Annotated in this window: 28 protein-coding genes and 1 pseudogene; 14 read left to right on the top strand and 15 right to left on the bottom strand. The window is 43.5% G+C overall.

What is annotated here, in order from left to right; genetic code table 11:
• Nucleotides 1-17: 17 nt before the first annotated feature.
• From FTT73_RS13710 to FTT73_RS13690, 5 genes are all read right to left on the bottom strand, one after another.
• Nucleotides 18-323 carry a YcgL domain-containing protein gene (locus tag FTT73_RS13710; RefSeq protein WP_159138294.1) on the bottom strand — a complete coding sequence of 102 codons (306 nt, stop codon included), beginning with the start codon at nucleotides 321-323 and terminating at the stop codon, nucleotides 18-20.
• 130 nt (nucleotides 324-453) lie between these two features.
• A complete protein-coding gene (locus FTT73_RS13705) occupies nucleotides 454-1,596 on the bottom strand; it encodes an HRDC domain-containing protein (protein WP_180191577.1) in 1,143 nt (380 codons plus the stop codon).
• Between the two features lie 178 nt (nucleotides 1,597-1,774).
• On the bottom strand, nucleotides 1,775-2,371 hold the full coding sequence (gene recR / locus FTT73_RS13700; RefSeq protein WP_004278698.1) for a recombination mediator RecR: 597 nt from the start codon (nucleotides 2,369-2,371) through the stop codon (nucleotides 1,775-1,777).
• Nucleotides 2,372-2,384: 13 nt separating this feature from the next.
• Entirely contained in the window at nucleotides 2,385-2,714 is a 330-nt protein-coding gene (locus FTT73_RS13695) for a YbaB/EbfC family nucleoid-associated protein (RefSeq protein WP_004731251.1), read from the bottom strand.
• A gap of 28 nt (nucleotides 2,715-2,742) precedes the next feature.
• The gene (locus FTT73_RS13690) at nucleotides 2,743-3,930 is read right to left on the bottom strand and encodes an O-succinylhomoserine sulfhydrylase (protein ID WP_180191576.1); all 1,188 of its coding nucleotides are present in this window, start codon (nucleotides 3,928-3,930) and stop codon (nucleotides 2,743-2,745) included.
• Nucleotides 3,931-4,072: 142 nt separating this feature from the next.
• Here FTT73_RS13690 and FTT73_RS13685 point away from each other — a divergent pair, with 142 nt between their 5' ends.
• The 10 genes from FTT73_RS13685 to FTT73_RS13640 all read left to right on the top strand — a co-directional run bounded on the left by FTT73_RS13685 (nucleotide 4,073) and on the right by FTT73_RS13640 (nucleotide 12,176).
• Nucleotides 4,073-5,170 (top strand): alpha/beta fold hydrolase, encoded by a 1,098-nt coding sequence (locus tag FTT73_RS13685; protein ID WP_180191575.1) that lies wholly within the window; start codon nucleotides 4,073-4,075, stop codon nucleotides 5,168-5,170.
• A gap of 62 nt (nucleotides 5,171-5,232) precedes the next feature.
• Nucleotides 5,233-6,105: an NAD(P)-dependent oxidoreductase gene (locus FTT73_RS13680; RefSeq protein ID WP_180191574.1), complete on the top strand. Its 873-nt coding sequence runs from the start codon at nucleotides 5,233-5,235 to the stop codon at nucleotides 6,103-6,105.
• Between the two features lie 86 nt (nucleotides 6,106-6,191).
• On the top strand, nucleotides 6,192-6,461 hold the full coding sequence (locus FTT73_RS13675) for a YARHG domain-containing protein (RefSeq protein WP_005170626.1): 270 nt from the start codon (nucleotides 6,192-6,194) through the stop codon (nucleotides 6,459-6,461).
• Between the two features lie 31 nt (nucleotides 6,462-6,492).
• Entirely contained in the window at nucleotides 6,493-6,906 is a 414-nt protein-coding gene (locus FTT73_RS13670) for an HIT family protein (protein WP_005170623.1), read from the top strand.
• Nucleotides 6,907-7,210: 304 nt separating this feature from the next.
• Nucleotides 7,211-8,290 (top strand): porin, encoded by a 1,080-nt coding sequence (locus FTT73_RS13665; protein ID WP_180191573.1) that lies wholly within the window; start codon nucleotides 7,211-7,213, stop codon nucleotides 8,288-8,290.
• A gap of 533 nt (nucleotides 8,291-8,823) precedes the next feature.
• A complete protein-coding gene (gene cydP, locus FTT73_RS13660) occupies nucleotides 8,824-9,015 on the top strand; it encodes a cytochrome oxidase putative small subunit CydP (RefSeq protein ID WP_005170617.1) in 192 nt (63 codons plus the stop codon).
• Nucleotides 9,015-10,601, top strand: coding sequence for a cytochrome ubiquinol oxidase subunit I (locus tag FTT73_RS13655; RefSeq protein ID WP_005170615.1), 1,587 nt, complete (start codon nucleotides 9,015-9,017; stop codon nucleotides 10,599-10,601). Before cydP ends, FTT73_RS13655 begins: the two co-directional genes overlap by 1 nt.
• Nucleotides 10,598-11,743, top strand: coding sequence for a cytochrome d ubiquinol oxidase subunit II (gene cydB / locus FTT73_RS13650; RefSeq protein WP_005170612.1), 1,146 nt, complete (start codon nucleotides 10,598-10,600; stop codon nucleotides 11,741-11,743). The genes FTT73_RS13655 and cydB overlap by 4 nt, the downstream gene beginning before the upstream one ends.
• Nucleotides 11,744-11,768: 25 nt before the next feature.
• Nucleotides 11,769-11,870: a cytochrome bd-I oxidase subunit CydX gene (cydX, locus tag FTT73_RS13645; protein ID WP_004278713.1), complete on the top strand. Its 102-nt coding sequence runs from the start codon at nucleotides 11,769-11,771 to the stop codon at nucleotides 11,868-11,870.
• A gap of 3 nt (nucleotides 11,871-11,873) precedes the next feature.
• Complete coding sequence (locus FTT73_RS13640) at nucleotides 11,874-12,176, top strand: cyd operon YbgE family protein (RefSeq protein WP_005170606.1); 303 nt, start codon at nucleotides 11,874-11,876, stop codon at nucleotides 12,174-12,176.
• 198 nt (nucleotides 12,177-12,374) lie between these two features.
• On the opposite strand, the gene rodA is transcribed toward FTT73_RS13640, so the two are convergent.
• The 6 genes from rodA to FTT73_RS13610 form a co-directional block, all read right to left on the bottom strand.
• The gene (rodA, locus tag FTT73_RS13635) at nucleotides 12,375-13,514 is read right to left on the bottom strand and encodes a rod shape-determining protein RodA (protein ID WP_074383200.1); all 1,140 of its coding nucleotides are present in this window, start codon (nucleotides 13,512-13,514) and stop codon (nucleotides 12,375-12,377) included.
• 111 nt (nucleotides 13,515-13,625) lie between these two features.
• Nucleotides 13,626-14,339 carry a 2-C-methyl-D-erythritol 4-phosphate cytidylyltransferase gene (gene ispD / locus FTT73_RS13630; RefSeq protein ID WP_005097091.1) on the bottom strand — a complete coding sequence of 238 codons (714 nt, stop codon included), beginning with the start codon at nucleotides 14,337-14,339 and terminating at the stop codon, nucleotides 13,626-13,628.
• Complete coding sequence (locus tag FTT73_RS13625; protein ID WP_180191572.1) at nucleotides 14,308-14,700, bottom strand: septum formation initiator family protein; 393 nt, start codon at nucleotides 14,698-14,700, stop codon at nucleotides 14,308-14,310. The genes ispD and FTT73_RS13625 overlap by 32 nt, the downstream gene beginning before the upstream one ends.
• A gap of 7 nt (nucleotides 14,701-14,707) precedes the next feature.
• The gene (eno, locus tag FTT73_RS13620) at nucleotides 14,708-15,997 is read right to left on the bottom strand and encodes a phosphopyruvate hydratase (protein WP_180191571.1); all 1,290 of its coding nucleotides are present in this window, start codon (nucleotides 15,995-15,997) and stop codon (nucleotides 14,708-14,710) included.
• Nucleotides 15,998-16,056: 59 nt separating this feature from the next.
• A complete protein-coding gene (kdsA, locus tag FTT73_RS13615) occupies nucleotides 16,057-16,914 on the bottom strand; it encodes a 3-deoxy-8-phosphooctulonate synthase (protein WP_180191570.1) in 858 nt (285 codons plus the stop codon).
• A gap of 31 nt (nucleotides 16,915-16,945) precedes the next feature.
• On the bottom strand, nucleotides 16,946-18,586 hold the full coding sequence (locus FTT73_RS13610; RefSeq protein WP_005097095.1) for a CTP synthase: 1,641 nt from the start codon (nucleotides 18,584-18,586) through the stop codon (nucleotides 16,946-16,948).
• Nucleotides 18,587-18,812: 226 nt separating this feature from the next.
• Between FTT73_RS13610 and FTT73_RS13605 the strand changes: the two genes are divergently transcribed.
• The gene (locus FTT73_RS13605) at nucleotides 18,813-19,247 is read left to right on the top strand and encodes a hypothetical protein (protein WP_180097581.1); all 435 of its coding nucleotides are present in this window, start codon (nucleotides 18,813-18,815) and stop codon (nucleotides 19,245-19,247) included.
• 55 nt (nucleotides 19,248-19,302) lie between these two features.
• Here the strand turns inward: FTT73_RS13605 and FTT73_RS13600 are convergent, their stop codons facing one another.
• The 3 genes from FTT73_RS13600 to FTT73_RS13590 all read right to left on the bottom strand — a co-directional run bounded on the left by FTT73_RS13600 (nucleotide 19,303) and on the right by FTT73_RS13590 (nucleotide 23,066).
• Nucleotides 19,303-20,415, bottom strand: coding sequence for a YheT family hydrolase (locus FTT73_RS13600; protein ID WP_005097097.1), 1,113 nt, complete (start codon nucleotides 20,413-20,415; stop codon nucleotides 19,303-19,305).
• Between the two features lie 69 nt (nucleotides 20,416-20,484).
• Entirely contained in the window at nucleotides 20,485-20,895 is a 411-nt protein-coding gene (locus FTT73_RS13595) for a nuclear transport factor 2 family protein (RefSeq protein WP_005097098.1), read from the bottom strand.
• Between the two features lie 146 nt (nucleotides 20,896-21,041).
• The gene (locus tag FTT73_RS13590) at nucleotides 21,042-23,066 is read right to left on the bottom strand and encodes an NADPH-dependent 2,4-dienoyl-CoA reductase (RefSeq protein WP_005097099.1); all 2,025 of its coding nucleotides are present in this window, start codon (nucleotides 23,064-23,066) and stop codon (nucleotides 21,042-21,044) included.
• 164 nt (nucleotides 23,067-23,230) lie between these two features.
• Between FTT73_RS13590 and FTT73_RS13585 the strand changes: the two genes are divergently transcribed.
• The 3 genes from FTT73_RS13585 to FTT73_RS13575 are packed head-to-tail and all read left to right on the top strand — an operon-like array spanning nucleotide 23,231 to nucleotide 25,447.
• Nucleotides 23,231-23,767, top strand: coding sequence for a PadR family transcriptional regulator (locus tag FTT73_RS13585; protein ID WP_005097101.1), 537 nt, complete (start codon nucleotides 23,231-23,233; stop codon nucleotides 23,765-23,767).
• A gap of 30 nt (nucleotides 23,768-23,797) precedes the next feature.
• The gene (locus FTT73_RS13580) at nucleotides 23,798-24,730 is read left to right on the top strand and encodes an alpha/beta fold hydrolase (protein WP_180191569.1); all 933 of its coding nucleotides are present in this window, start codon (nucleotides 23,798-23,800) and stop codon (nucleotides 24,728-24,730) included.
• A gap of 18 nt (nucleotides 24,731-24,748) precedes the next feature.
• Nucleotides 24,749-25,447 (top strand): NAD-dependent deacylase, encoded by a 699-nt coding sequence (locus FTT73_RS13575; RefSeq protein ID WP_180086127.1) that lies wholly within the window; start codon nucleotides 24,749-24,751, stop codon nucleotides 25,445-25,447.
• Between the two features lie 160 nt (nucleotides 25,448-25,607).
• On the opposite strand, the pseudogene FTT73_RS13570 reads toward FTT73_RS13575, so the two are convergent.
• Nucleotides 25,608-26,512 (bottom strand): annotated as a pseudogene (locus FTT73_RS13570) (polysaccharide deacetylase family protein).
• Nucleotides 26,513-26,679 lie beyond the last annotated feature (167 nt).

Here is a 26,679-nt window from a genome sequence, read left to right as displayed (position 1 = left end):
CAACTCCTGAATTAACATTAAGCGCCACGCAATCCTTCTGGAGCGACTGCATTCGGATCAATCAAGCCTTCTGGCGGCATTTGCAAAAAGAAACCACGTGTAGCAATAGAATCCATCACATGCAATACATTGGCACGTGCCAGTTTACGCGATTCGCTCAGTTCAAGATGCATGACAAAAGTCGCACGTCCAAATGCGGCTTGTACGGGCTCAGACAATACGCTGAGTGGCTCGAATATTTCAGCTTCGCTTTCATCCGCAGGACGCGCCACATACAGATACATTTCACTTTTTTTGCTGGATTTGTAGATAGACACTTGCATGTTTCAAACGACTTTTCTGGAAAAACATCCGCAAGGATACATCAAAAAAAAGACAGAAACATTAGCCACGTCTCACGCATCAGTCGTGATTTTGTATAATTGCTCTATCTTTAACCAATCCTGCAAGCGATCACTCACTGACTTTCATCTGGGTCGATAAATAAGATTCATCCTGATGCAGCACCTGAATCAGTGGCTGGGTTAACAGTTCATAGCGCCAGCCCAGCAAATAATCCGGCAGATCCTGCTCATCCTTATGAAAGACCACATGCTGATACAAGGCATTCAGCCATTTTTTACGCATCAGCACTTCTTTTGGAATTGAGGTTTCATCGACTACATTTTGAATGATGTTATCGATCTTTTCGCCGATATCTTTGGAGGAATGACGGATTGGACGCGCCAGACGTAACGGCCAGCTTTCCGGTTCCGGCAAGAATTTCAATAAATCTAAAATAGTTTTACCATGTTCACGAACCACATTTGAACGGATATCTTTGACTTGACTCAACTGGAAGTTATTGCGCGGGAACTTCTCGACCAGATCAATCATACTGACATTCTTTAAGATAAAACTACGTGGCTGATTCAGTGCTTTGGCAATCTGATCGCGCCAGACCATCAATTGCTGTAATTGCATCAGCTGACGGCGTGAATGGCGATAATTCCCCACATCCTGATATAACAAGGCCGTTGGTGTATCTTCACCAATTTCCTGAGTCAAGAAACGACAGTCTTGCAAGGCAAAATCCAGTAGGTATTTCGTATCCAGCTCTTGTGTGATTTTGTCAGACAGCTTGACCAGATAATGCACATCATTGGCCGCATAAAGTAATTGTTCTGAACTTAAAGGACGTGCCAGCCAGTTAGAACGGGTCTGGTCTTTTTCGATATCGACTTCCAGCATCTGTTTGAGCGCATTCTGATAGCTGACTTGCAGACCATGCCCCAGAAAAGACATGCCGACCTGGGTATCAAACACATTGGTCAGTGATTTCTTTTGGGTATAGTGATAAAGCAGATCAATATCTTCGCTACAAGCATGAAAAATATTCTGCTGGGCGTTAAAAACTTTATTGAAGAACTCAGTCAGATCCAGGGTGGTTCCATCCAGCAAATAGACCTTGTTGTCTACATTGATCTGAAACACACCCAGTTTCGGCCACAAAGTATCGACCTTGATAAATTCGGTATCCAGCCCGTAAACAGAACTCTGATCCATCAGGTTCAGCACAGGGTATAAATCGTTTTGATGTTGAATAAATTGAAACATAAAGACTGAGTCTAAAATTAGATTCTCGATAGATCCATATTAACTGATCTATAGAATTTTTGTATAAAAAATAACGCTGATTCTGCTCTATCTAGCAAAAATACCCCTTATTTATTAGGCTCTAGATTTTAAATAATATCTTTTTTATATTAAAACTAACAAGATTTTTAAGTCTATCTTACTTCATGCGCATCCGGTTATGTACGGCCTGACTCAAGGTATGACTATCGACATATTCCAGTTCACCGCCCTGTGGTACACCTTGGGCAATTCGAGTCATCTGGATCGGCAGATGCTTGCTGGCTTCCACCAGATAATGTGCCGTGGCCTGACCTTCTACCGTCGCATTAGTAGCGAGAATGACTTCCTTCACCTGACCATTGGCCAAACGGTGCAACAAATACGGAATGCCAATTTCTTCAGGACCAATCCCATCGAGCGGTGACAAATGCCCGCCCAGTACATGGTATTTCCCTCTAAAGCTGCCACTTTGCTCAATCGCCATAACATCTGCAGGTGATTCCACCACACAGAGCAATTCATCATCACGATCTAGCGACGTACAGATATTGCACACTTCATCTTCAGTCAATGAATGACAAACCGAACACTCATGAATGTAGTTGGTCGCCTCAGTCAACGCATGCGCCAGACCAATTGCACCTTCACGATTTTTCATGATCATATGCAATGCCATACGTTGAGCCGATTTCGGCCCAACGCTTGGCAAAATGCGTAATGCTTGAACCAGTTGATCAAAACGATCACTAAACATTGCGCATTCTTCCTTAGAACATACCTGCCAGACCCGGTGGTAAACCCATACCCGAGTTTGCTGCTTTCATTCTTTCATCAGAGACCAATTCTGCCTGACGCGCAGCATCATTCATTGCAGCAGCAATCAGATCTTCGATCATGTCTGGATCATCCTGAAGTAATTCAGGGTTGATTTCGATACGCTTCACCACATTGCGGCAAGTCATGGTGACTTTGACCAAACCACCGCCCGCTTCGGCATGCACTTCAGTTTGTGCCAGCTCTTCTTTGGCTTTTTTTACATTGTTTTCAACTTCTTTTTGCATGCGCTGAGCTTGCTGCATCAACATATTAATGTTCATAAATATCTCCGAACATAAATTTATAAAATTAGATAAGATCTAAACCACGAGTAATATCACGAATAATATCACCAATCTCTTCTAAACCAACAGAAACACGAATTAAACCTTCGCGAATACCTGCTGCTTCTTTGGCTTCAGGCGATAATTTACCGTGTGTGGTGGTTGCCGGATGGGTAATGGTTGATTTCGCATCCCCCAGGTTACCGGTGATCGAGATAAACCGGGTATTGTCAATGACTGTCCAAGCGGCTTCACGACCGCCTTTCACCTCAAAAGACACAATGCCACCAAAACCCGTCTGCTGTTTCACTGCCAGCGCATGACCGATATGCGCAGGCAGACCGGCATAATAAACCTTCTCTACCTTTGGATGCTGATCCAGAAATTCAGCCAGTTGCTGCGCATTTGCTGAATGCTCACGCATACGTAAACGTAACGTTTCCAAGCCTTTCAGGAAAACCCAGGCATTAAACGGGCTCATTGAAGGACCTGTGGTACGCACATAACCAAAGATTTCTTCCAGCAGTTTATGGTTTCCAACCACGGCTCCACCTAAGGCACGGCCCTGACCATCCAGATATTTAGTCGCAGAATACACCACCAGGTCTGCACCAAATTTGAGTGGTTGTTGTAACACAGGTGTACAGAAGCTGTTATCAATCGCCAGTAAAGCATCATTGGCATGCGCAATATCGGCGAGTCCCTGTATATCAGCTACTTCTGCTAAAGGATTCGATGGAGATTCAACAAAGAGAATTTTGGTTTCAGGCTTAATGGCATTTTTCCATGCATCAAGATCAGTCAAATCGACGAAATCAACACTGACGCTAAATTTTGCGACATATTTTTCAAACATGGAAACCGTAGAGCCGAAGACAGCACGTGAACAGATCACATGATCACCGGCTTTTAAGAATGCCATCATCACTGCCATAATGGCTGCCATACCCGAACTGGTGGCGACGGCGCGCTCTGCACCTTCAAGTGCAGCCAGACGCTTTTCAAACATGGCAACGGTCGGATTGGTAAAGCGAGAATAGATATTGCCCGGTTCCTGGCCTGAGAATTTGGCTGCGGCTTCTGCAGCATTTTCATACACAAAGGACGATGTTAGAAAAATTGGTTCGCCATGCTCACCTTCAAAAGTGCGGGTATGACCGGTACGAATGGCTAAAGTTTCTAATTGGTAAGAAATATCGTCTTGCTGGCTCATCGCTTTACCTCAGCCCTCAGGCTGCCTTTTGTAAAAATTTGCCAACATTTTGAGCGCCTAAGCTATTTCAGGTCAAGGCATAATAAGCGATTATTGCTTAGACTTCGATCAATCCTCCCGCGGATACGGATATTTTATTTACATGATTCAGTTAAAACAAAACTTTCAGCGCCAGCAAAAAAAATTGAAACACCTCAGTACCCGGGTGTTTAATGCCTCCTCACTGATCCTGTCGCAAAAAACCCCTTTTGAATATATTGCCGGCACCGAGTTTTGCAAGATTCGCTATTACGCCTCACCCCAGAAGAAATACAAGGAACCGTTGGTGTTTGTGGCACCCCTCGCCATTAATATGGATATTTACGATCTGTATCCTTATCGCTCTCTGGTCAAGCATTTTCAGCATAGCGGTTTTGATGTCTATCTGCTGGAATGGAAACGCTTTAGCTATAAGCATCGTCATTTAAACTTTTTGTCGTTTATTGATGCCGCCATTCCCCAATCGATTGAAAGAATCTGTCAGCATTCCGGGAGCCAGTTCATTTCCCTGCACGGCTGGAGTATGGCCGGGATATTTGTCACCCTGTATACCGCCTTGCATTCACCTGAACATGTCAAAAATCTGATTGTGGTTGGCAGCCCGATTGACAGTTATGCTTCAGGACGTGTCGGCAAACTGTTTTCGACCACCAACAAACTGATTGCTAAAAACAAGAACCTGCAACAGGCCATTCATCAGGGGTATATTCCCAAGCAGTACATTCATACTCCCGGCATTGTGAATGCACTGGGCTTTAAATTGCTCGATCCAATCGGCTGGTTTAAAAGCCAGAAGCAGTTTTTGCTGAATCTGGATCATGTCGAAGATGTCTATGAACATGCCACCATGGGCAACTTCCTGAATAAAATGATTGATTATCCGGGCGGGGTGAATCAGGACATGGTACTGAATTTATGGCTGCAGAATCCCTTAAAAAATGGCTCGATGACCTTAAATGGTCGTATCGTTGACCTTAAAAATATCAGTTGTTCACTTTTGGTCGGTGCCGGACAAAGCGATCAGATTGTGACAGAAAACTCTTCTAAGCCTTTGATGGAATTGACAAGTAGCCAGGATAAGATGTTTACTCTGATCCCGGGCGGCCATCTTGGCCTGATGTCCAACCAGAAAACCGCAAATACGTTCTGGCCTAAAATGACGACCTGGCTGGCACAGCGCTCGACACGTCTTGATGCCTAGCTCATCTTGGGCCGGCATCACCAAAAATATTAAAGTTTAATCCTATATTCAGAGGGTACAGCATGATTCAGTCAGTGGCATTTATCGGCTTAGGGGCAATGGGTTATCGCATGGCCGCACATTTACCGAAGCACTTTGATAGCGTCTATGTCTGGAATCGCAGCTCGAGCAAAGCAGAGCAGCATGCCGCAGAATATGGCACGCAGGCAGTCACACTGGAACAGGCTGCTCAGGCAGATATTATCTTTTCTTGCTTGCCGACCAGTGCCGATGTAGAACAGCTCCTCGCAGACCTGCAACTCAAAGCTGGTTCGATCTGGGTAGACTGCACCAGCGGTGTACCAGAATCCGCACAAAAGCTGGCTGCACAACTGGCTCAACAAGATGTAATTTTCCTGGATGCTCCCGTCAGTGGTCAAACCATTGGGGCGGAAAATGGCACCTTGACGGTGATGGTGGGTGGTGATGCACAAGGTTTTGAAAAAGCCCTTCCCGCGATGCAGGCTTTTGGCACACTGATTAAGCATGTCGGTGAATCTGGCGCAGGTTTTGCAGTGAAAGCCGTGAATAATATGTTAATGGCTGTAAACCTGTGTGCGGTCGCAGAAGGCTTTACTACGCTGAAAGCACATGGAGTCAACCTGAATGAAGCACTGGATTGTATTAATGCTTCAAGTGGTAAAAGCATGGTGACCGAAACCGTATTACCACAGCGTATTTTAAATCGCAGTTTTCCTGTAACCTTTGCCCTGCCACTCTTGGCCAAAGATACCGGCATCGCAATCGATCTGGCGCGTGAGGCTAAACTGTCTGCGCCTGTGCTATCATTAACCCAGAATCTAATTCAGGCGGCCAGTGATCTATCGGATAAAAACAGTGATTTTTCCAGTGCCGTGAAAATGTATGAATCATGGAGTAATATTACCATTGAGTAATATCTCGCCATTGAATAATGATAACAAAACCTCATATTGTGACTAGTAGGCAGGCACATATAGTGGATAACCCAGAGGAAACTCGCATGAAGAAATTTTCTGTTGCAGCATTAATTGGCTTAGCAACTTTGTTCGGGGCTTCAACATCGGTTCTTGCATCTGAACAGGAATGCAAAAAATTGAAAAATGATCATGACGTGATTTATGCGTCTAAAGGATTCTGTTTTAAAGATCCAGAAGCAAAAGCGAAGTTCGGCAATGACAATTGCTATACAACCAAGCCAAAATTCTCGGAAAAAGAGCAACAGCGTCTTGACGTGATCAAAGATCGTCAGAAAGAATTGAACTGTAAATAATTCAATTCAATAACGCTCAAGGAATGTACTTATGACTTATGATGATCAGAATATTTTTGCACGAATTCTACGCGGTGAACTTCCTGCGATTAAAGTGTATGAAGATGACCAGGTTCTTGCATTTATGGACATCATGCCGCAAGCAGATGGTCATACTCTGGTCGTTCCGAAAGCACCAGCCATCACTTTACTAGATCTAGATCCTGAAGCTGCGGCCTATACGATTCAAATTGTACAGAAGGTTGCGAAAGCAATTGAAAAAGGTTTGGGCGTTGATGGCATTGTCCTGATGCAATTATCAGGTGCTGCTGCTGGTCAGACTGTACCGCATATTCATTTTCATCTAGTGCCGACTTCTCTGCACAACTTGGGTAAACATGCTGCCCAGATGGGTGATCAGGAAAAAATTAAAGCGCTGGCTGAAAAAATCAAAGCTGCACTTTAAGTTTAACTGAATAAAAAAAATGGAGCTTCGGCTCCATTTTTTTATTCTACTTAAAGCATAAAACTTTAGAAAAAAAAGCGAATCATTAAGATAATAGCAACCAAATTATCTTTAAATACAAAAAATTGAATGTGTAATATTACAAAACTTACAAAATACAACATTTAACAGATTTGAAATATTTCCTTAATCTTACTGTCTTATTTGTAATCGATACTTGGCACCAATAGAGCGGTACATGTTTTAACACATGACTGAAACTTGTTTTAAGACGATGAATAAAAAGTCTTTATTGGAGCAACACATGAAAAAAACGTTATCTGCATTAGCAATTGGGGCAACAATTTTAACACCAGTCATGGCAGCTGCTGCTGACGTTAAAATTTATGGTCGTGCACACGTTTCTTTAGATTATCTGGATGATGGCCAGGATTATAACGAAGTAGGTCTTTCTTCAAACTCTTCACGCTTAGGCTTCAAAGCTGAACAACAATTAGAAAATGGCATGACGGCTTTTGCTCAAATCGAACAACAAATTAACTTTTCAAGCGGCTCTGACGATGAAGAAGATTCTGTTAACTTCTCAACCCGTGATACTTTTGTCGGGGTTAAAGGTGACTTCGGTCAGGTAAAAGTCGGTCGTTTTGACAGTCCATTTAAAGCAGCCCGCGGCCCTGCTAACTTCTTTGGTGACCAAGTTGGCGACTTACGTAACGTCACGCGTGCCTACAACCATCGTTTTGATGAGCGCAACCCGAATACCATTGAATATAAAACGCCTAAATTTGGTGGCGGTTTCACTGCAACAGCAGCCTTGTCTTTACATGATGGCACCATGATCAGCAATGATACGACTGAAGAGACCAATGAAAAGTCTCAAGCCTATGACCTAGGCCTAAACTACAAGGCAGGCAACTGGGATATAGCAGCCGCTTACGAGCATTATGCTGAAGATGTTAGCCGAGGAGAACGTGATGGTATCCGTTTAGCAGCTGCATATAAACTGACCCCAGAATTAAATGTGGGCGCGCTTTATCAGTTCACTTCTCTTGATGATGGCAGCGGCACCAATGCAGATGCAAATGTTTACGGAATCGGTGCGGACTATAAACTTACAGACAAAAATACCCTTAAAGGCCATGTATTCCACCGCGATGTCGATGCCAGTGAAGCCAGTTCCACCTTGCTCGCGCTGGGTCTAGAACACCGACTTGATAAACAGTTCCGTGTATATGGCAATATTGCTGCCATGTTAAATGATGACAGTGCCAACTTAACGCCATGGTCACAGGCGCGTAGTAACAAGGCAGGTTCATCTCAAGGTGTCAATGCAGCTGGTGAAACTGCACTTGGACTGTCAGTCGGCATGCGTTACGACTTCTAAGTCCAACAACCCTCATAAAGCTGAAACAACATGTTTTAGGTATTACGCATTAAGTAAGACACATAAGACACCTTCAAAGATCCCTACGCGGGATCTTTTTTTGCTCATTGTTATTCCATTAAACAGCCTAAAAATGCTTGTATTCAAGTTATTCATCAAGAATATTTTTTAATAACTCCTTATTAAGAAGCTCCCATTTATTCAGTATAAAAACCTACTAAAATAGTTTGATTAATTCAACCTTATATTTAAAGACAATCATTTTAATGAACTTAATAACAATTAAAAAACATTAATCCAACTAAAACAATCGACATTAAAATATAAATATAAGCATTTTAGTCGGATTTAAAATCCAATAAATTTACACAAAATAATACAAAATATTTAGAATAATTTTTAACTCATGAAAATATATAATCATTATATTCATATACTTATAAATATATATTTACTTAAACTGTATTGTCTATTTATTTTATATTTACAATTGGTTAATAATATATAACAAACCATATAACAGGCTTGTTCGAATGAGCTTAGTTCCCAAAAATCTAAACCAAAAAGTGGTGAGAGAAATAACCGCTATTTTAATTATCAAAGTTATTTTGCTTATGATTATTAAAAATATCTGGTTTGACGCACCTACTATTCCTAAAAATTTTGACAATCAAGTCGCCGAGCGTATTGCCGGCAATCCTTCCCAAATCCAGGAGACACGTTGATGATTTCTGAAAGCGTGGTCGATCTCTCGCGGTTCCAGTTCGCCATGACCGCGATGTATCACTTTATTTTTGTTCCACTCACTTTAGGTCTGGCTTTTCTGCTTGCCATCATGGAAACCACTTATGTGATTTCCGGCAAAGAAATCTATAAAGACATGACCAAGTTCTGGGGAAAACTGTTTGGTATTAACTTCGCCTTGGGGGTGACCACAGGTCTGACCATGGAGTTCCAGTTCGGAACCAACTGGGCTTATTACTCGCATTATGTTGGTGATATTTTTGGTGCACCGCTGGCGATTGAAGGCCTGATGGCCTTCTTCCTTGAATCGACTTTCATCGGGCTGTTCTTCTTTGGCTGGGATCGCCTGTCCAAAGTGCAACATCTGGCAGTCACCTGGCTAGTCGCTTTGGGTTCGAACATGTCCGCGTTATGGATTCTGGTCGCCAATGGCTGGATGCAAAACCCGGTCGGTTCGGCATTTAACTATGAAACCATGCGTATGGAAATGGTGGACTTTGCTGCCCTGATCTTTAATCCGGTCGCTCAGGTTAAATTCGTGCATACGGTATCCGCCGGTTATGTCACGGGTGCTATTTTCGTACTGGCTATTTCAAGTTTCTACATGCTGAAGAAACGCGATCTGCCTTTTGCACGTCGTTCTTTTGCCATTGCTGCCATCTTCGGGCTTGCGTCTACACTTTCAGTGATTTTACTGGGTGATGAATCAGGTTATGAGCTGGGCGATGTCCAAAAAACCAAACTTGCGGCGATTGAAGCAGAATGGGATACGCATCCTGCACCAGCAGCATTCACCTTATTTGGGATTCCAAATGCAGAAACCCAAACCACTGACTATGCGATCAAGATTCCTTATGTGATGGGTCTGATTGCAACCCGCTCCACCACTGAACAAGTGACCGGAATTAAAGATCTGATTGCTCAGCACGAACAGCGGATCCGTAACGGTATGGTGGCGTATGAACAGTTAGAGCTGCTCCGTGCAGGAGATAAATCACCTGAGCTTAAAGCGGCTTTTGATGAATCACAAAAAGACCTCGGTTATGGCTTGCTGCTGAAGAAATATACGCCAAATGTGGTGGATGCGACTGAAGCACAAATTAAAGCTGCGGCGGCAGACACCATTCCACATGTACCAAGCCTGTTCTGGGCATTCCGCGCCATGGTGGGTTCTGGTTTCTTGATGCTGCTTCTCTTCATTCTGGCAACTGTTGCAGTCGCAAAACGCAATGCTGAAAACAAACCTTGGTTATTGAAATTTGCCTTATTTGCGCTTCCTTTACCTTGGGTGGCTGCACAAACCGGCTGGTATGTGGCAGAGGTCGGTCGTCAACCATGGACGATTGGTGAAGTATTACCGACGCATCTTTCAGCATCTAGCTTAAGTACTGGCGATGTATGGGGTTCAATTATTGCCTTGGCAGCGTTCTATACCGTGTTACTGATTATTGAAATGTACCTGATGATCAAGTTCTCGCGCCTTGGACCAAGCTCCCTACATACCGGTAAATACCACTTTGAAAAGCTTGCCGCTGCAGAAAAAGCAAATGGGGAGACTCAAGCATGATCGAATATGAATTGCTCAAAATAATTTGGTGGGTGCTGGTTGGCGTATTGCTGATTGGTTTCGCCCTCACCGATGGCTTCGATATGGGTTCCATGGCAATCATGCCATTTGTGGGCAAAAATGATAACGAGCGCCGTGCCGCGATCAACACCATTGCCCCACACTGGGACGGCAATCAGGTCTGGTTTATTACGGCAGGTGGTGCTTTATTTGCCGCCTGGCCAATGGTTTACGCAACTGCCTTCTCTGGCATGTACTGGGCACTCTTACTGGTACTGTTTGCCTTATTCTTGCGTCCGGTCGGCTTTGACTATCGCTCAAAACTGGAAAATACTAAGTGGCGTACGTCTTGGGATTGGGGCCTGGCTGTAGGCGGTGCGGTTCCGGCATTGGTTTTTGGTGTTGCGTTCGGCAATATGTTTCTGGGCGTGCCTTTTACCTTGGATGAAACTGTACGCTCTACCTACACAGGTAGCTTCTTTGCCCTGCTAAATCCATTTGCAATTGTATGTGGTCTGGTCAGTTTATCGATGTTATGCGCACATGGTGGTGCATGGCTGATGCTGCGTACCGATGGTGACTTACGTCAGCGCTCTGCCAAAGCGACACAAATCATGGGTCTGGTCTACTTGGCGACTTTCCTTGCTGCGGGTGCATGGTTGTATTTTGGAAACATCCAGGGTTATAGCCTGGTGATGCCTTTTGACACCAATGGTGTTGCCAATCCATTAGCAAAAGAAGTACTGACCAATGCCAATCCGGGCTGGATGAACAACTATTCGATTTATCCAATTACAATGGCAGCTCCAATTGCCGGCATTCTAGGGGGATTCATCATTGTACTGGCTGCAGGTAAAAACAAGGCTGGCTTGAGCTTCCTGGGTTCTTCTCTGGCAGTCGTCGGGGCAATCTTGACTGCCGGTTTTGCCCTGTTCCCGTTCCTGATGCCATCCAGCTTAAATCCGACTGTCAGTCTGACCATGTGGGATGCGGTATCCAGTAAAAATACCTTAACCGTGATGACCGTTGCGGCAGGTATCTTTGTTCCATTGATCCTGATCTATACCACTTGGTGTTATTACAAGATGTGGGCCGTGATTACCAACAAACATATTGAAGACAATTCACACAGCCTGTATTAAGGCTGTGCACTAAGGAGACAAAATTATGTGGTATTTTGCCTGGATTCTGGGTGTACTTATGGCGTGTTTTGCCAGTGTGATTGCTGCAATTTATATGGAACAACACCAAGACCTGGATGAGGAATAAAATATGACCGAAGCTGCGCTTGAGAAAACCGTTGTAGACAAGAAACCAAACAAATTTGCGATGATGATTTCCTGCCTGCTGGCTTTTCCTCTCGCCGCAGTGTTATTGGTTCATCCCTCTGCAATGCTGGATGCCAACGGTGAATATAGCCATAGTGCCATGATGTATATCATGATTGGTATTTCTGGAGGCTTTGTACATGGTGTCGGTTTCGTACCTCGCCACTGGTTCTGGAAATGGCTATTTAGTCCATTTTTGGCTTGGCCTTTGATGATCTGGGGCTATTACACCTGGTTTTTCAGTTAAGTTTTAAGACGAAAGAAGCCCTCGATTGAGGGCTTCTTTATATCGTTTATCCATTTCTGCTTTTTGTTGTACGCTTATATCACTCTGCATTTGGAAGCAATTTCCACATTGAGCATGAATGTAATGAAGATACTTTTCTTTACCCGCATGTCTTAACAATATTTGTAAGACCGGAACACATCCGACTTTTAGAATAATTTATCGATGGGTATGAATCGACATCACAATTCCCATACCTGCGAGCATAGAAATCACCGCCGTTCCGCCATAACTCATGAGCGGCAATGGGTCTCCAGTCACCGGCAAGATACCACTCACCATGCCCGAGTTTAAAAATACAAAGAAGAAAAAGGTCAGTCCAATAGCTCCGGCATATAAACGTCCAAAATTATGAAAACTGTTTAAGCCAATCATCAAACAACGAATAATAATGGCAGTAAATAAACTGAACAGCAGAAAAACACCAATAAAACCGAATTCTTCGGCATAGGTCGACATAATAAAGTCGGTATGATGCTCGGGCAGATAACCCAAATGCGATTGTGTCCCTTCAGTATAACCTTTGCCTGTGGAACCACCTGAACCAATGGCGATTTTGGACTGAATGATATTCCAGCCTGCACCCAATGCATCCGACTCCGGATCAAACATCGTGGTAATACGTTTCTTTTGATACTCTTGTAGTACGAACATCCATAAAACTGGTGCTGCCACAGCCAGTGCTGCTGCCGCACCAACAATCAGACGCCACGACATCCCGCTTAAAAACAAGACAAAAACACCCGGAACCACCAAACCAATATTCAAATCAGGTTGGAGTGCAACCAAAACAAATGGTATAGCCAGTAAAATTAATGCACCGACAATATGTACAAATTTGGGAGGAAATGGCTTACGTGCAAAATACCAGGCCATCATCAAAGGCATGGCAAATTTCATCACCTCACTCGGTTGCATACTCCCAATACCAGGCAAAGTAATCCAACGTGTTGCACCCAGGCGTTTTTCACCAATCACAAACACCAAGAGCAGCATGAATATGCCAAAGGCATACAGGTAGGGACTGATCGCCTGATAGACTTTCGGTGGAATCTGCGCACAGATAAATAGCAGCACAAAACCAATCCCGAAACTGATCGCCTGACGAACAACCATCCCGGAATCTTCAGAGGTCGCGCTATACACCACCATCAACCCCAGGATTGCATTGAGAACCAGAAAGCACAACAACCAGGGATCAAGGTGCAACTTGGTCCACCGGGAGGAATCTTGCGGGTTAATACTACGTCCATCACGCAAAGAATGACGTAAAAACCGATACTGCTGTGAAGGTATCATTGGCCAAAAGGTGAAAAAGAATGATGGCAAAATTATAAGTGAAAGCTATAGGGAATAGATCGCTATAGCCAGATTTATTCTGCTTTTATTCAAATTTTATCGAATATATTTTTAAGCCTGAGCTTGTAAAATCAGCTTGGCCAGTTCCAGATCATCTGGATAGGTAATTTTAATATTATCGGAACGTCCTTGCACCACACTCACCTGCTCACCGATATGTTCCAGTGCGCTGGCTTCATCGGTAATGTTAGCACCATCCTGCAAAGCCTGTTCAATCGCCCGTTTTAATGTGCCCAGCTTGGCCATTTGCGGCGTTTGTGCCTGCCAGAGCATGGAGCGATCCACCGTTTCCTCAATATCAGAACCGGTGACTACACGCTTAAGTGTATCTCGTACCGGAATCGCCAGAATCGCAGCCCGATCCTGTGCAATTGCCGTATTGACCAACTGTTGAAGACAATCCAGACTGACACAAGGGCGTGCCGCATCATGCACCATGATCCAGTCATCTTCAGAGGCCATTGCAGATAAATAATTTAATGCATTCAGCACCGAATTCACTCGCTCTGCGCCGCCCAAACAAAAATGTGCTTTTTCCAGATCGGAAAATGGCAGAGTTTTTGCGACATTGTCCTGTGTACCAATCGCCAATACATAACCAGTCAAAGGCAATTGATTCAGACGTGCAACGGTATGTTCAAGAACAGTTCGTTGTTGAAGCGTCTGATATTGCTTGAGTTCTGTTTTAGAAAAACGGCTACCTGAACCTGCAGCAGGAAGAATGACCCATAATTTACGGGGTATTTGTTGGCTCAGGTGACTCATTGGTTCGCAGATCTACTTTAGAATTTGGATTAAGATAGATGGGTTTATATTGAGTACTGATCGTGCTCATTTGAATAAAAGTTTCACGTGGCTTAATCAGGCCAAGATCTAAACGCGCATGTTCTTCGATGGCTTCAATACCATTCTTTAAATCGTAGACTTCTGCCGCCAGAACGCGATTACGTTCTTTCAGCTCATCATTCAATTCCACTTGCTGCTGGATTTTCTGGGTCAGCTGCTGATGATCATGATAACCACCTTCACCAAACCAGTATAAATATTGAAACCCTGCGATCAAAATGATCGCAAGGCCCAACAGTACTTTACTCGCAGTCGAGTCGAATACATTTAACATTGACATAAGTCGCTTAGTTCAAACCTTTAAACTCAGCTTTACCGCGATATGCAGCATTAGTCAATTCTTCAATACGAAGTAACTGATTATATTTCGCTACACGGTCAGAACGGCAAAGTGAACCGGTTTTGATTTGACCTGCTGCTGTACCTACTGCAAGATCCGCAATGGTTGAATCTTCAGTTTCACCTGAACGGTGTGAAATCACAGTAGAGTAACCATTTTCTTTGGCAAGATAGATCGCATCTAAAGTTTCAGTCAAGGTACCGATCTGGTTATATTTGATCAGGATCGAGTTACCTACTTTTTCGTTGATACCACGTTGCAGGATTTTAGGATTCGTTACGAACAGGTCATCACCTACCAACTGGATCTTGTCGCCAAGAATCGAAGTCAGGTAAGACCAGCCTTCCCAATCCGACTCATCCAAACCATCTTCAATTGAAATAATTGGGTATTGGTTTACAAGGCCAGCCAAATAGTCAGAGAACTGGTTGCTGGTGAACGCTTTGTTGCCTTCACCCGCAAGAATGTACTGACCATTTTTGTAGAATTCTGAAGATGCACAATCCAGCGCCAGCATAATGTCAGAACCTGCTTTGTAGCCAGTTTGACCAATTGCTTCAAGAATAACCGTGATTGCTTCTTCGTTAGAACGAAGGTTTGGTGCGAAACCACCTTCATCACCCACAGCAGTGTTTAAACCTTTTTTGTTTAAAACTGATTTTAAAGAATGGAAGATTTCAGCGCCAGCGCGTAAAGCTTCAGAGAATGAAGTGAAGCCTACAGGTTCAATCATAAACTCTTGGATATCAACGTTGTTGTCTGCATGTGAACCACCATTGATAATGTTCATCATTGGTACAGGCATGGTCAAAATCGAGTTGTTGCGAAGGTCTGCAATATATTGAAAAAGAGGAATTTTCTTTTCATCAGCAGCAGCGCGTGCAGCAGCCAAAGATACAGCTAAAGTTGCGTTTGCACCCAGTTTTTCTTTGTTTTCAGTACCGTCTAAAGCAATCATCGTGTTATCGATGTCTTTTTGTTCGAATATAGATTTACCAAGCAAAGCATCACGGATTAAGGTGTTTACATTATTTACCGCAGTTTTAACACCTTTACCTAAGTAACGTGCTTTATCGCCATCACGAAGTTCTAAAGCTTCACGAGAACCAGTTGAAGCACCAGATGGTGCACATGCACGGCCAACTACGCCAGATGCTAAGATTACGTCTGCTTCGATGGTAGGGTTACCACGAGAGTCCAAAATTTCACGTGCACGAATGTCAACGATTTGGCTCATGAACTATTCCTCAGTTGATTAATATGAGCTGCCTTTAGGGCAGCGCAAGAGTGATAAACTCAGTGTGTATCTAACTTTTCGAAACCTTTGACCAAGGTATCCAATTCTTTTAGCTGTGCCAAGAAAGGCTCAAGTTGAGACATGCGCAATGCACATGGGCCATCACACTTGGCTTTCTCTGGATCAGGATGTGCTTCCAGGAACAAACCTGCAAGACCGGTTGCCATACCTGCACGCGCCAATGTGGTAATCTGGGCGCGGCGTCCGCCAGCAGAATCGGCACGGCCACCTGGAGTTTGCAAGGCATGCGTCACATCAAAGAACACAGGCACATTCATTTCTTTCATGATATCGAAGCCCAGCATGTCTACAACCAGATTGTTATAGCCAAATGCTGAACCACGCTCACAAATGATCAGTTTGTCATTTCCTGCTTCCAGACACTTATGCAAAATATGACGCATTTCGTGTGGTGCAAGGAATTGTGCTTTTTTGATGTTGATGATGGCATCGGTTTTTGCCATGGCTTCCACCAGATCCGTCTGACGACTCAAGAAAGCCGGCAGCTGGATAATGTCCGCCACTTCTGCAACAGGCGCCGCCTGGTACGGCTCGTGTACATCAGTGATGATTGGCACATTAAAGTGTTTTTTAATGTCAGCTAACCACTCGAGACCTTTGTCGAGGCCTGGGCCACGGAACGAGTTCAAGCTTGAACGGTTGGCTTTATCAAAGCTGGCTTTGAACACATAAGGAATGCCCAAACGTGTGCAGATATCGATATAAGTCTCTGCGATTTCAAAAGCCAGGTCTTTAGATTCAAGTACATTCATTCCGCCGAATAATACAAATGGCAAATGATTTGCCATTTGTATATCGCCCAAACGTACAATTTCTTGTGGTTTTAATTGCGACATTTAAACTTCCTAGTTGTGTCCTACACACCGATTATTGAGTTTTTTGGTACTGCTTTTTCGCAGCATCAATGAAACCGGCAAATAATGGATGACCTTCACGTGGTGAGCTGGTAAATTCCGGGTGGAATTGTACCGCAATAAACCAAGGATGTTGAGGAATTTCAACTGTTTCTACCAGATGCTGTACCGGTGAATAACCAGAAATCTTCATGCCTTTTTCTTCAAGCAATGGGATATAACGGTTGTTCATTTCGTAACGGTGACGGTGACGCTCAATGATTTCTTCAGAACCATAGATTTCAGCTGTTTTTGTGCCTGCAACCAGTTCAGATTTTTGAGCCCCTAGACGCATGGTGCCACCCAAATCAGAGTCAGCAGAACGTTGCTGAACTTCACCGCGCTCATCTAACCATTCAGTGATCAAGCCAATCAATGGAGATTTGGTCGAACGGTTAAATTCAGTCGACGTTGCATCGCTAATGCCCACAACATTACGTGCATATTCGATTACAGCCAACTGCATACCTAAGCAAATACCAAGGAAAGGTACACCGTTTTCACGTGCGAATTGAATCGCCTGCATTTTGCCTTCAGTACCACGTTCACCAAAACCACCTGGAACCAGAATCGCATCGGCATCTTTCAATACTTCGTTCACGTCCTGGCTTTCAAGTTCTTCTGCATTGACATAGTCAATTTGGACTTTAACGCGGTTTTTCACCCCGGCATGTAAAAGTGCTTCGTTCACAGATTTATACGCATCTGGAAGTTCTACATATTTACCGACCATCGCTACACGAACGGTGTATTCTGGGTTCAATAATGCTTCTACCACGTTATCCCAATCGGTTAAATCCGCTTCAGGAAGGTCGTTATAACCAAAACGTTCGCAGATTAAATCATCAACATTCTGTTCGTAGAAAGTACGTGGAATCTGATAGATCGAACGTGCATCTTTACATACCACAACGGCACGTGCTTCAACGTTGGTAAATAATGCAATTTTACGGATAGTATCTGCATCTACATCGTACTCGGTACGGCAGATGAGAATGTCTGGCTGAATACCAATCGACAGAAGTTCTTTAACAGAGTGCTGTGTTGGTTTGGTTTTTAATTCTGCTGCAGACTTAATGTATGGGAGTAACGTTAAGTGCATTAACATGGTACGTTTATGACCAAGTTCAACCATTAGCTGACGTACAGATTCCATGAATGGGAGAGATTCAATGTCACCTACTGTACCGCCGATCTCTACGATCGCAACGTCATAACCTTCGCCTGCACGAAGTACACGCTCTTTGATATTATCAGTAATGTGTGGAATAACTTGCACAGTACCACCCAGATAGTCACCACGGCGTTCTTTGTTCAGAACATCTTGGTAAACACGACCTGATGTGAAGTTATTCAGTTTGGTCATTTTCGCACGACGCAAGAAACGTTCGTAGTAACCCAAATCTAAGTCTGTTTCAGCACCGTCTTCTGTAACAAAAACTTCACCATGTTGGAATGGGCTCATCGTCCCTGGATCGACATTAATGTATGGATCCATTTTTACCATGGTCACTTTTAAACCACGAGCTTCTAAAAGTGCAGCAACAGAAGCAGCTGAAATACCTTTACCTAGTGATGAAACTACACCACCAGTAACGAAAATAAAATGGGTCATTGGGTTTCTCGTACAATCGAGCCTAAATCGGCCTGCAATGTTGCGCAATTTTACTTTACCTTGTACCTAGAAAGCAAAGTCAATCCGCATCAATTCAAAGAACAATAAACAATTGACTATTCTAACAGCAATTCCAATAAAAAATTACTGTAAGTTCATATGATTTCTATCTTGTAATTTGCTGCTATAATAGTGTAATCCCCTCCACACTTTTCTGTTTGATGCAATGATGATGAAGAAATTTTTACTCTGTACCGTAATCCTGACTGGCCTGAGCTTGACTGCGTGTGTAAAAAAAGAAGCACCTAAAGAAGAAGAACAAGTTGAGGTTAATCCAGCACCTGAAGTTGTAACGCCTGAACCAGCACAATTTGAACCGCTTGAGCCGGTAGAAGACGCGGTAATTGAAGAAGTTCCAGAGACAACTGTGGAAATTCAACGTGAACAGACAGCTAACACGACGACTGAAATTCGTCGTGAAGTGAAGAAGCCTGAACCTGTTGAAGCTACACCAGCTCCAACAAGAACGCCGTCAGAAAACAATCCAGCTCCAGAGCCTTCAAAACCTGCAGCAACGCCTAAATCAAACTCTGATTCAAACAAATCTGAAGAAGACGCTGTGGCTGATGCCATTGCAGCAGCGATGCCAGCGCTTGATTAATCAAGAGAATTCATCAAAAAAACCCAGCTTTTGCTGGGTTTTTTATTACTCTTTTTTAAGCAGATGTCGGTGCAGAATTACGAGACAAGTGCATCAAATAGTCTGCCATTAATCGCGTAGCCCACGATTCTGTTTGCATCAGACCTTGATAAAATCCGCAATGACTGCCTTTTTTGGTGGTAATCACCATGATATTCGACATTGCCCGAATTTTTTCTTTATAAGGTTCCAGATTCTGGATATGACACACCGGATCATCTTCCGCATTTAAAATCATTAATGGAACTTTAATGTTTTCAAATACATAAATTGGATTCGTGGCCTTACTATAACTCTCATAGTCTGAAAAACCGGCCAGTTGATAATAACGCTGTTCAAACTCCGATAAGTCTTTTACCTCCAGCAATTGCTTCCAGGAAGGATAAATTTGCCAGGTTTCCTGATAAGGATGAATAAAGCGTTTGATTAGTTTTTTGGCCATGACTTTGCTATAAAACGGATGTACATGGGCAAATCCGGTTTCGGTGTTATAGCCTGGACATAAGGCAAAAGCCGCTTTTAACGGTGTTTGTGATCCCTCTTCTCCGAGATAACGCACCAGCAAGCCTGTACCCGCAGAAGATCCGACCCCATACAGCTCAGACTGAGGAAATCTATCCTGTATATACAGCAGTTGTTCACGTAGATCTTGGGTCGAGCCGAACAGGTTCATTTTAGCTACAGGCATGGGCAGGTCTGCATGCCCACGGCGCAAACACAAGGCCACTCGCCAACCGGTATGTTTATGCAGATCCTGTACCAGTTCACGCATCGACTCTGGAGAGCCGGTGATGGTATGTAATAAGACAATGGTCGGTGTATTTGCTGGCAAATCCAGCCCATACCAGGCAATACCGGTAATCCCGCCATCCGACATTTTTAGCTGTTCAAGTACATCATATTTAAGTTTAATCGTATGTTTTTTAATAAGATCCAAATATAGAATATGTGCGTGTGCATTGGCTAACCACGGCGTAGGACGATATTTTTGTTGCAGCTGCGGTAAGCGTTCAATGAGTCCTGAAAAAACACCATTTGGATGGTAATACAGGGTCGGTTCATCTGCGCCACTGAAGCGATCCAGATATTCACTGGACAGCTGACCCAATTTTTTAAGCAACATTTTCATCTGTCATCCTCTCTAGTTCGACTAGCTGTGATTTACAAACTTCATGCCGACTTGAATCAATAATTCGAATTAAGTTTTAACTTGGAATGACTGCATCCGTTGGCCCATTTGTACCGCTAAGGCTTCAAGTCCAGACTTAGGCCGGATCATCACTTCAAAATCAATGATCTGACCTTCTTCATTAAACTGAATCATGTCAACTCCCTTGAGTTTTTTATCGCTTACCTGAGCAGAAAACTCAAGTACGACATTGTTACCATCTTCACTTATAAATTCACGGTGATAAGTGAAGTTTTCAAAGACTTGGATCACATTGCTCAGAATAAAAAAGACCACCTGTTTGCCAGGATAAGGATGAAAAGCCACAGGTGAGCGAAATACAACATCCTCAGCAAGTAACTCATTCAAGATCGACATATCGCGGGTTGCTAACATCTCGTGCCAACGATCAATGGATTTTTTTGTAGTTTCGATGCTCATTTGAGGTTCCTTTTTTGTTTTGATATTTTAAATACAGAGCGCTCCCCCTTTATTAAAGGTGAGAAGTACTGCTTCACAAGGGAGATTCTTTCTTATAAATCCTCTCCTTTAATAAAGAAGAGGAAAAAAAGCAGGTTTTAATATTTTTAGATCACCGCTGCCAATTCAGCCCCCTGACGAATGGCACGTTTAGCATCTAACTCACCCGCTTCTTTGGCGCCACCAATCAGGTGTACACTTTTACCAGCAGATTTTAACTCATCAAACATGGCGGTATAAGATTCCTGACCAGCACAAATAATGACATTATCCACTTCCAACACCATTTGCTTATCATTGACGGTGATATGCAAGCCCTGATCATCAATCCTGTCATAGCTGGCACCCGCAATCATTTTCACGTCACGATGTTTAAGCCCTGTGCGGTGAATCCAGCCCGTGGTTTTACCCAGACTAGAACCTACAGAAGCAGCTTTTCGTTGCAATAAGTAAATTTCACGGGATGATTTTTCCAGAACCGGAGTTTTTAAACCACCGACCTGATCATATTTGGTATCGATGCCCCATTCATCATAGAATTTTTCTGGATTGATACTGCCACTTTCCCCTTCATGGCTCAGAAGTTCCGCGGTATCAAAACCAATACCCCCCGCACCAATAATCGCCACACGCTGTCCCACAGCTTTACGCTCTTTTAACACCTCGAGATAAGACAAGACTTTTGGATGATCAATCCCCGGAATATCCAGTTGACGCGGCGTAACACCTGTTGCCACGACAATCTCATCAAATGCTGACGCTTCAAGTTCTGCAAAACTGGCAGTATGATTCAACTTTAACTTGATGCGTGGCTGCAACTCGATTTGACGTTTAAAGTAGCGCAAGGTTTCATAAAATTCTTCCTTGCCCGGAATGGTTTTGGCAATATTAAATTGTCCTCCAATCTGTGCAGCCGCATCAAATACCGTGACCTGATGACCACGATTCGCTGCATAGACTGCAAAACTTAAACCGGCAGGACCTGCCCCAATCACGGCAATATTTTTCGCTTCGCCAACGTCTTTGAAGATGAGTTCGGTTTCATAACAGGCCCGTGGATTGACCAGACAGGTGGCAATTTTCATCGAGAAGATATGATCCAGACAGGCCTGATTACAACCGATACACGTATTGATCTCATCGCTGCGACCCTGTTCCGCTTTAAGCACAAACTCAGAGTCAGCCAGCATTGGACGTGCCATGGAAATCATATCGGCATCACCAGAAGCCAGTACATACTCAGCCATCTCAGGTGTATTGATGCGGTTAGAAGTAATGAGAGGAACTTTTACCAGACCTTTGAGCTTACGGGTAACCCAGGTAAAGGCTGCACGAGGAACCTTGGTGGCAATGGTCGGAATACGTGCTTCATGCCAGCCGATGCCGGTATTGATAATCGTGGCACCGGCTTTTTCAATGGCTTTAGCCAGTTGTACTACTTCATCTAAAGTTGAGCCACCTTCCACCAGATCCAGCATAGACAGACGATAAATAATAATAAAGTTTTCACCGACCATTTCACGGGTACGGCGCACGATCTCGATCGGGAAACGAATGCGGTTTTCATAGCTGCCGCCCCATTCATCATCACGATGATTGGTTCGCGCTGCAATAAACTCGTTAATCAAATAACCCTCTGAGCCCATAATTTCTACGCCATCATAACCGGCATACTGCGCCAGCTTGGCACAATTGGCGAAGTCATCAATAGTTTGCTGAACCTCAGCTGAACTCAAGGCATGCGGCTTGACCGGGTTAATGGGTGCCTGAATCGGAGAGGGTGCAACATTTTCTGCCTGATAGGAATAACGGCCCGTGTGCAAAATTTGCAGGGCAATTTTCCCGCCTGCATCATGCACCGCTTGGGTAATCACTTTATGCTTTTCAGCTTCTTCGACACTGTCAAGCTTGGAGCCGCCCTGAAACGTCACCCCATGATCATTGGGTGAAATACCACCCGTCACGATTAAGGCCACGCCACCTTTGGCACGCTCTGCATAAAAAGCTGCCATCCGCTCATATCCGCCGGGTGCTTCTTCAAGCCCCACGTGCATTGACCCCATCAGCACCCGGTTTTTGAGTGTGGTAAACCCTAAATCAAGCGGGGCAAGTAAATTCGGATATTTAGACATTTCAACTCCTTAGCGTGCTGATGTGCTGGCTATTTTTATTCAGCTGATCAGATATTGCATTTATCGATCAGAATTATGCAACTTGTTGCACTAATATATAAATCAGAATTGATTTTTATGCAACATGTTGCATAATAATCCCGAGTCATTTTTTTGAGACGTTTATGTCTTTATCGCATGTGCTACTGACCAGCCTGATTGAAAAACCCAGTACCGGAATAGAACTGGCGCGGCGCTTTGACCGCTCAATGGGATTCTTCTGGAATGCGACCCACCAGCAAATCTATCGAGAGCTAAATGCCATGTCAAAACAGGGCTGGATTTCAACACTCGAAGAAGAAGATGCACATTCACGTAAAAAAACCTATCAGGTTGAACTGCCCGGTCGTGAAGAATTGGCTCACTGGATGATACAGCAAAGTCCACCGGCACAGTTGCGCGAAGAATTGATGGTACGCTTACGTGCCGAAGCGCAGCTTGGTGGCAACAACACATTAGCGGAACTGGAACGGCATTTAGTCCTGCACAAAGAAAAACTCAACACCTATCAGCAAATTTTTGCCAAAGACTTTGCCCAAGCTAATGAAAATGATCGCACCCTGTATATTCATAAAATGATTTTACAACTCGGCATTGATCAAGAACTTGGCTGGATTCACTGGCTGGAAACCGTTATTCCGCGACTCAAACAGTTTAAATAAACGATCGGGATAAAAATAAGGAGAATATTCATGCCCTTTTATCGCATGCCAGACGGCGAACAGCTGTTTGTACGTGAATACGGTCAGGGTCAACCAGTTTTAGTGTTGTCTGGTCTGGGCATGTTGAGCTGGCAATGGGCGGCCTTTTTATATCCGCATAAAAACAGGTTTCGTTTTATTATTCCAGAATGGCGTGGTTTCGGTGCATCCAAAGACTGTAAAATTCCAGCAAATCTGGATGCAATTAACTGTCATTGGCAGGATGTGCGCTCAGTGGTAGATCAGCTCAAGTTCGATCGAGTCATAGTCATTGCCTACTCTATGGGGGCAACCACACTTATGCATGGTCTGCACTCTGATCATTTCGCTAAACGGATCACGGCTTATTTGCATATTGATCAGACACCCAAAATACCGGTAGATGATACTTGGGCTTTTGGTCTGTTTGGACCAAAACATGACGAATTTAGGGAGATTTTGCAGCAACTGTCTGTTCTCCTCGCTGCACATCCGCAAATTCAATTTATTCGCGATCTAGATCAAACAGTACGCCAACAGATTGGCGCATTATGGCTGCGCTTTATCCAGCTGCAAAACAGTCATCCCTATAGTCTTAAAGCATTTGAGTTTTTACTGCATCAACCTCGCTTTCAAAGTTTATTACTGCCATCCAGCCGTGTGGACTACATGGCCTGGTATATCAACAATTATCTGTATCATCGAGAAGATTACCGTGAAGTATTAACCAAACTTCAATGTCCGGTGACTTTCTTTAGCGGCGCGCAATCCCGGCTCTATCCTTTTGAAGGACAGCGTCTGATTGCAGAAAGCCTGCCTCAAGCCAAACAGGTGATTTTTAAAAAATCCGGTCATACGCCCTTGCTGACTGAACCGCTAAAATTTTCCAGAGAACTCGGTGTCTTCTTGAAAGAGAATTCACAATCGAGTACTTCGGCAGTTTAAATATTCAGGAGAAAAATAATGAAAAAACTGGTGGTCTTTTCAGGTGCGGGTATGAGCGCAGAAAGTGGCATCAATACCTTCCGTGACAGCGATGGTCTTTGGGAACAGTATCGGATTGAAGATGTCGCCACTCCGCAGGCCTGGGCCAGAGATCCGCAACTGGTACAGCGCTTTTACAATGCACGCCGAAAAAATATTCTGGAGGCAGAGCCAAATACTGCACATCTCCAGATTGCGCAACTGCAACAAGATTATGATGTGCATGTCATTACCCAGAATATCGATGATCTGCATGAACGTGCCGGCAGCAGCAAAGTGATTCATCTTCATGGCAATATCCGACTGGCTAAAACCTCAGGTCCAGATGCACAAAGTACGACCGAATTCTATCCGGTTGAAGAAACTGAATTAGATTTAAACAAGCACTTTTGCACAGCAGGTTATCCACTGCGTCCACACGTGGTCTGGTTTGGCGAAGCCGTTCCTGCCTATGCAGAAGCCCAAAATTGTGTACAAGATGCCGATATTTTTGTGGTGATTGGCACCAGTCTGCAAGTTTATCCAGTGGCGGGATTGATTCATGACATTCCGGTATCTTGCCAGGCCTATTATATTGACCCCAGAGCAGACCAACAACAATTGCCGGTACAATTTCACAAGATCACCCAAACGGCTACTGACGGTGTGCAACAGTTGATTCAGCTCCTAGAAAAATAATTTCATCACAAGACATATGCTGTGTCATGTTCGATGATGATTATTCAGGTATTTAGAAAACGTAGCGACACTTAATCATATTGGTTACAGCCTAAATACTATCTAACTCTTACTGTCTATAGCATACACCTCGTGATTTTCTAAAGTGAAATAGCCGTATCTAAGGCGCCACACTTAAACCAAATTTTTTCAAATTTGGATATTCATAGGGGGCATCTTCAGCTGGATAAATGACTCGAGCCCATAAATTTGTGCAATATTCCATAAAATACTTTCACCCGCAGGTAGAGTTTGTGGCTGAATTTTATAAATTGAATCCTGATAAGCGCTATCACTATCAACAAATTTCCAGCCCTGTTGCTTAAACAAATCAATAATGTCTTCTAGCCAAGCCGCATTAATGGCTCTTACATGAAGTAAAAGCACATGCTTGGGGGAACGTCCTAATGTTTGTTGTGCTAAATTATCGTAATACTGTGCTCGATCAAGCAAATGAAACAGATAGGCTTGTTTTAATTTATTCAGGTTTTCTTGATTTTGTGCTTGCTGATACTGCAAAAACAGTTGATTGTAATACCAATCACTCGCATCGATGCTAACAGTTCCCGATTGATAATGATGGGTTACCAGCCATTGTCGTACTCCTTCCCTTTTTTCTAGCGTATTTCCCTCTTTAAGAAATGGAAATCGGTAACGTGGTACAAATCCGGGTAATGTAGAAAATATTTGATGTCCTTGCTCTATGTCTTTTAAATAATTTTTCAAGCTAATGTCATCTTTATTTAGGTTAAGATGTAAATTTCCATGATTGCCTATTCGATGCCCCTGTTTCCCCCACTCTGAAATCATCTGCAACCCTTTTTCTGTGCTAATTTTACTGACGCTTGGATAGACAATAGCCAAAATTCGCTTTTGTTTTAGGGTATTTAGAATGTCATTATTGATATGACAAGCATCTGGGTTATTGGCTGGGTCTAGTCCATCATCGAAACTGAGGGCGATCTGTTGAGCAAAAGCCACATGAGAAACACAGAGACATAGGCTTAAGACAATTTTTTTAATCATAAATGAGTGCTAGAGCTTAGAAAATAAATACCTTTTAACCTAGGGCGTGTCATCAATTAGCTTGAGGAAAACCGCCTTGTCCCCATTATACTTTTATGACTAAACGCTATGCATTAAAAGATGAGCAGTGGGAACAGATTAAAGATCTGTTACCTGGACGAATGGGT

Origin of the sequence: Acinetobacter sp. YH01006 (assembly GCF_013420445.1) — a bacterium.
Lineage (GTDB): Bacteria > Pseudomonadota > Gammaproteobacteria > Pseudomonadales > Moraxellaceae > Acinetobacter > Acinetobacter pseudolwoffii.
Note: the sequence above shows the minus strand (reverse complement) of the source record. Positions and strands in the feature narration are given on the sequence as shown.

Bases quoted from the DNA above. Each gene is read 5' to 3' on its own strand.
- FTT73_RS13710 (WP_159138294.1), bottom strand. From the start codon at position 323: ATGCAAGTGTCTATCTACAAATCCAGCAAAAAAAGTGAAATGTATCTG.
- cydB (WP_005170612.1), top strand. From the start codon at position 10,598: ATGATCGAATATGAATTGCTCAAAATAATTTGGTGGGTGCTGGTTGGC.
- FTT73_RS13670 (WP_005170623.1), top strand. From the start codon at position 6,493: ATGACTTATGATGATCAGAATATTTTTGCACGAATTCTACGCGGTGAA.
- FTT73_RS13580 (WP_180191569.1), top strand. From the start codon at position 23,798: ATGCCCTTTTATCGCATGCCAGACGGCGAACAGCTGTTTGTACGTGAA.
- cydP (WP_005170617.1), top strand. From the start codon at position 8,824: ATGAGCTTAGTTCCCAAAAATCTAAACCAAAAAGTGGTGAGAGAAATA.
- FTT73_RS13610 (WP_005097095.1), bottom strand. From the start codon at position 18,586: ATGACCCATTTTATTTTCGTTACTGGTGGTGTAGTTTCATCACTAGGT.
- recR (WP_004278698.1), bottom strand. From the start codon at position 2,371: ATGTTTAGTGATCGTTTTGATCAACTGGTTCAAGCATTACGCATTTTG.
- FTT73_RS13600 (WP_005097097.1), bottom strand. From the start codon at position 20,415: ATGAAAATGTTGCTTAAAAAATTGGGTCAGCTGTCCAGTGAATATCTG.
- FTT73_RS13595 (WP_005097098.1), bottom strand. From the start codon at position 20,895: ATGAGCATCGAAACTACAAAAAAATCCATTGATCGTTGGCACGAGATG.
- FTT73_RS13685 (WP_180191575.1), top strand. From the start codon at position 4,073: ATGATTCAGTTAAAACAAAACTTTCAGCGCCAGCAAAAAAAATTGAAA.
- FTT73_RS13625 (WP_180191572.1), bottom strand. From the start codon at position 14,700: ATGTCAATGTTAAATGTATTCGACTCGACTGCGAGTAAAGTACTGTTG.
- FTT73_RS13575 (WP_180086127.1), top strand. From the start codon at position 24,749: ATGAAAAAACTGGTGGTCTTTTCAGGTGCGGGTATGAGCGCAGAAAGT.
- FTT73_RS13655 (WP_005170615.1), top strand. From the start codon at position 9,015: ATGATTTCTGAAAGCGTGGTCGATCTCTCGCGGTTCCAGTTCGCCATG.
- FTT73_RS13695 (WP_004731251.1), bottom strand. From the start codon at position 2,714: ATGAACATTAATATGTTGATGCAGCAAGCTCAGCGCATGCAAAAAGAA.
- FTT73_RS13690 (WP_180191576.1), bottom strand. From the start codon at position 3,930: ATGAGCCAGCAAGACGATATTTCTTACCAATTAGAAACTTTAGCCATT.
- rodA (WP_074383200.1), bottom strand. From the start codon at position 13,514: ATGATACCTTCACAGCAGTATCGGTTTTTACGTCATTCTTTGCGTGAT.
- FTT73_RS13665 (WP_180191573.1), top strand. From the start codon at position 7,211: ATGAAAAAAACGTTATCTGCATTAGCAATTGGGGCAACAATTTTAACA.
- cydX (WP_004278713.1), top strand. From the start codon at position 11,769: ATGTGGTATTTTGCCTGGATTCTGGGTGTACTTATGGCGTGTTTTGCC.
- FTT73_RS13605 (WP_180097581.1), top strand. From the start codon at position 18,813: ATGATGATGAAGAAATTTTTACTCTGTACCGTAATCCTGACTGGCCTG.
- FTT73_RS13590 (WP_005097099.1), bottom strand. From the start codon at position 23,066: ATGTCTAAATATCCGAATTTACTTGCCCCGCTTGATTTAGGGTTTACC.
- FTT73_RS13680 (WP_180191574.1), top strand. From the start codon at position 5,233: ATGATTCAGTCAGTGGCATTTATCGGCTTAGGGGCAATGGGTTATCGC.
- eno (WP_180191571.1), bottom strand. From the start codon at position 15,997: ATGAGCCAAATCGTTGACATTCGTGCACGTGAAATTTTGGACTCTCGT.
- kdsA (WP_180191570.1), bottom strand. From the start codon at position 16,914: ATGTCGCAATTAAAACCACAAGAAATTGTACGTTTGGGCGATATACAA.
- ispD (WP_005097091.1), bottom strand. From the start codon at position 14,339: ATGAGTCACCTGAGCCAACAAATACCCCGTAAATTATGGGTCATTCTT.
- FTT73_RS13585 (WP_005097101.1), top strand. From the start codon at position 23,231: ATGTCTTTATCGCATGTGCTACTGACCAGCCTGATTGAAAAACCCAGT.
- FTT73_RS13640 (WP_005170606.1), top strand. From the start codon at position 11,874: ATGACCGAAGCTGCGCTTGAGAAAACCGTTGTAGACAAGAAACCAAAC.
- FTT73_RS13705 (WP_180191577.1), bottom strand. From the start codon at position 1,596: ATGTTTCAATTTATTCAACATCAAAACGATTTATACCCTGTGCTGAAC.
- FTT73_RS13675 (WP_005170626.1), top strand. From the start codon at position 6,192: ATGAAGAAATTTTCTGTTGCAGCATTAATTGGCTTAGCAACTTTGTTC.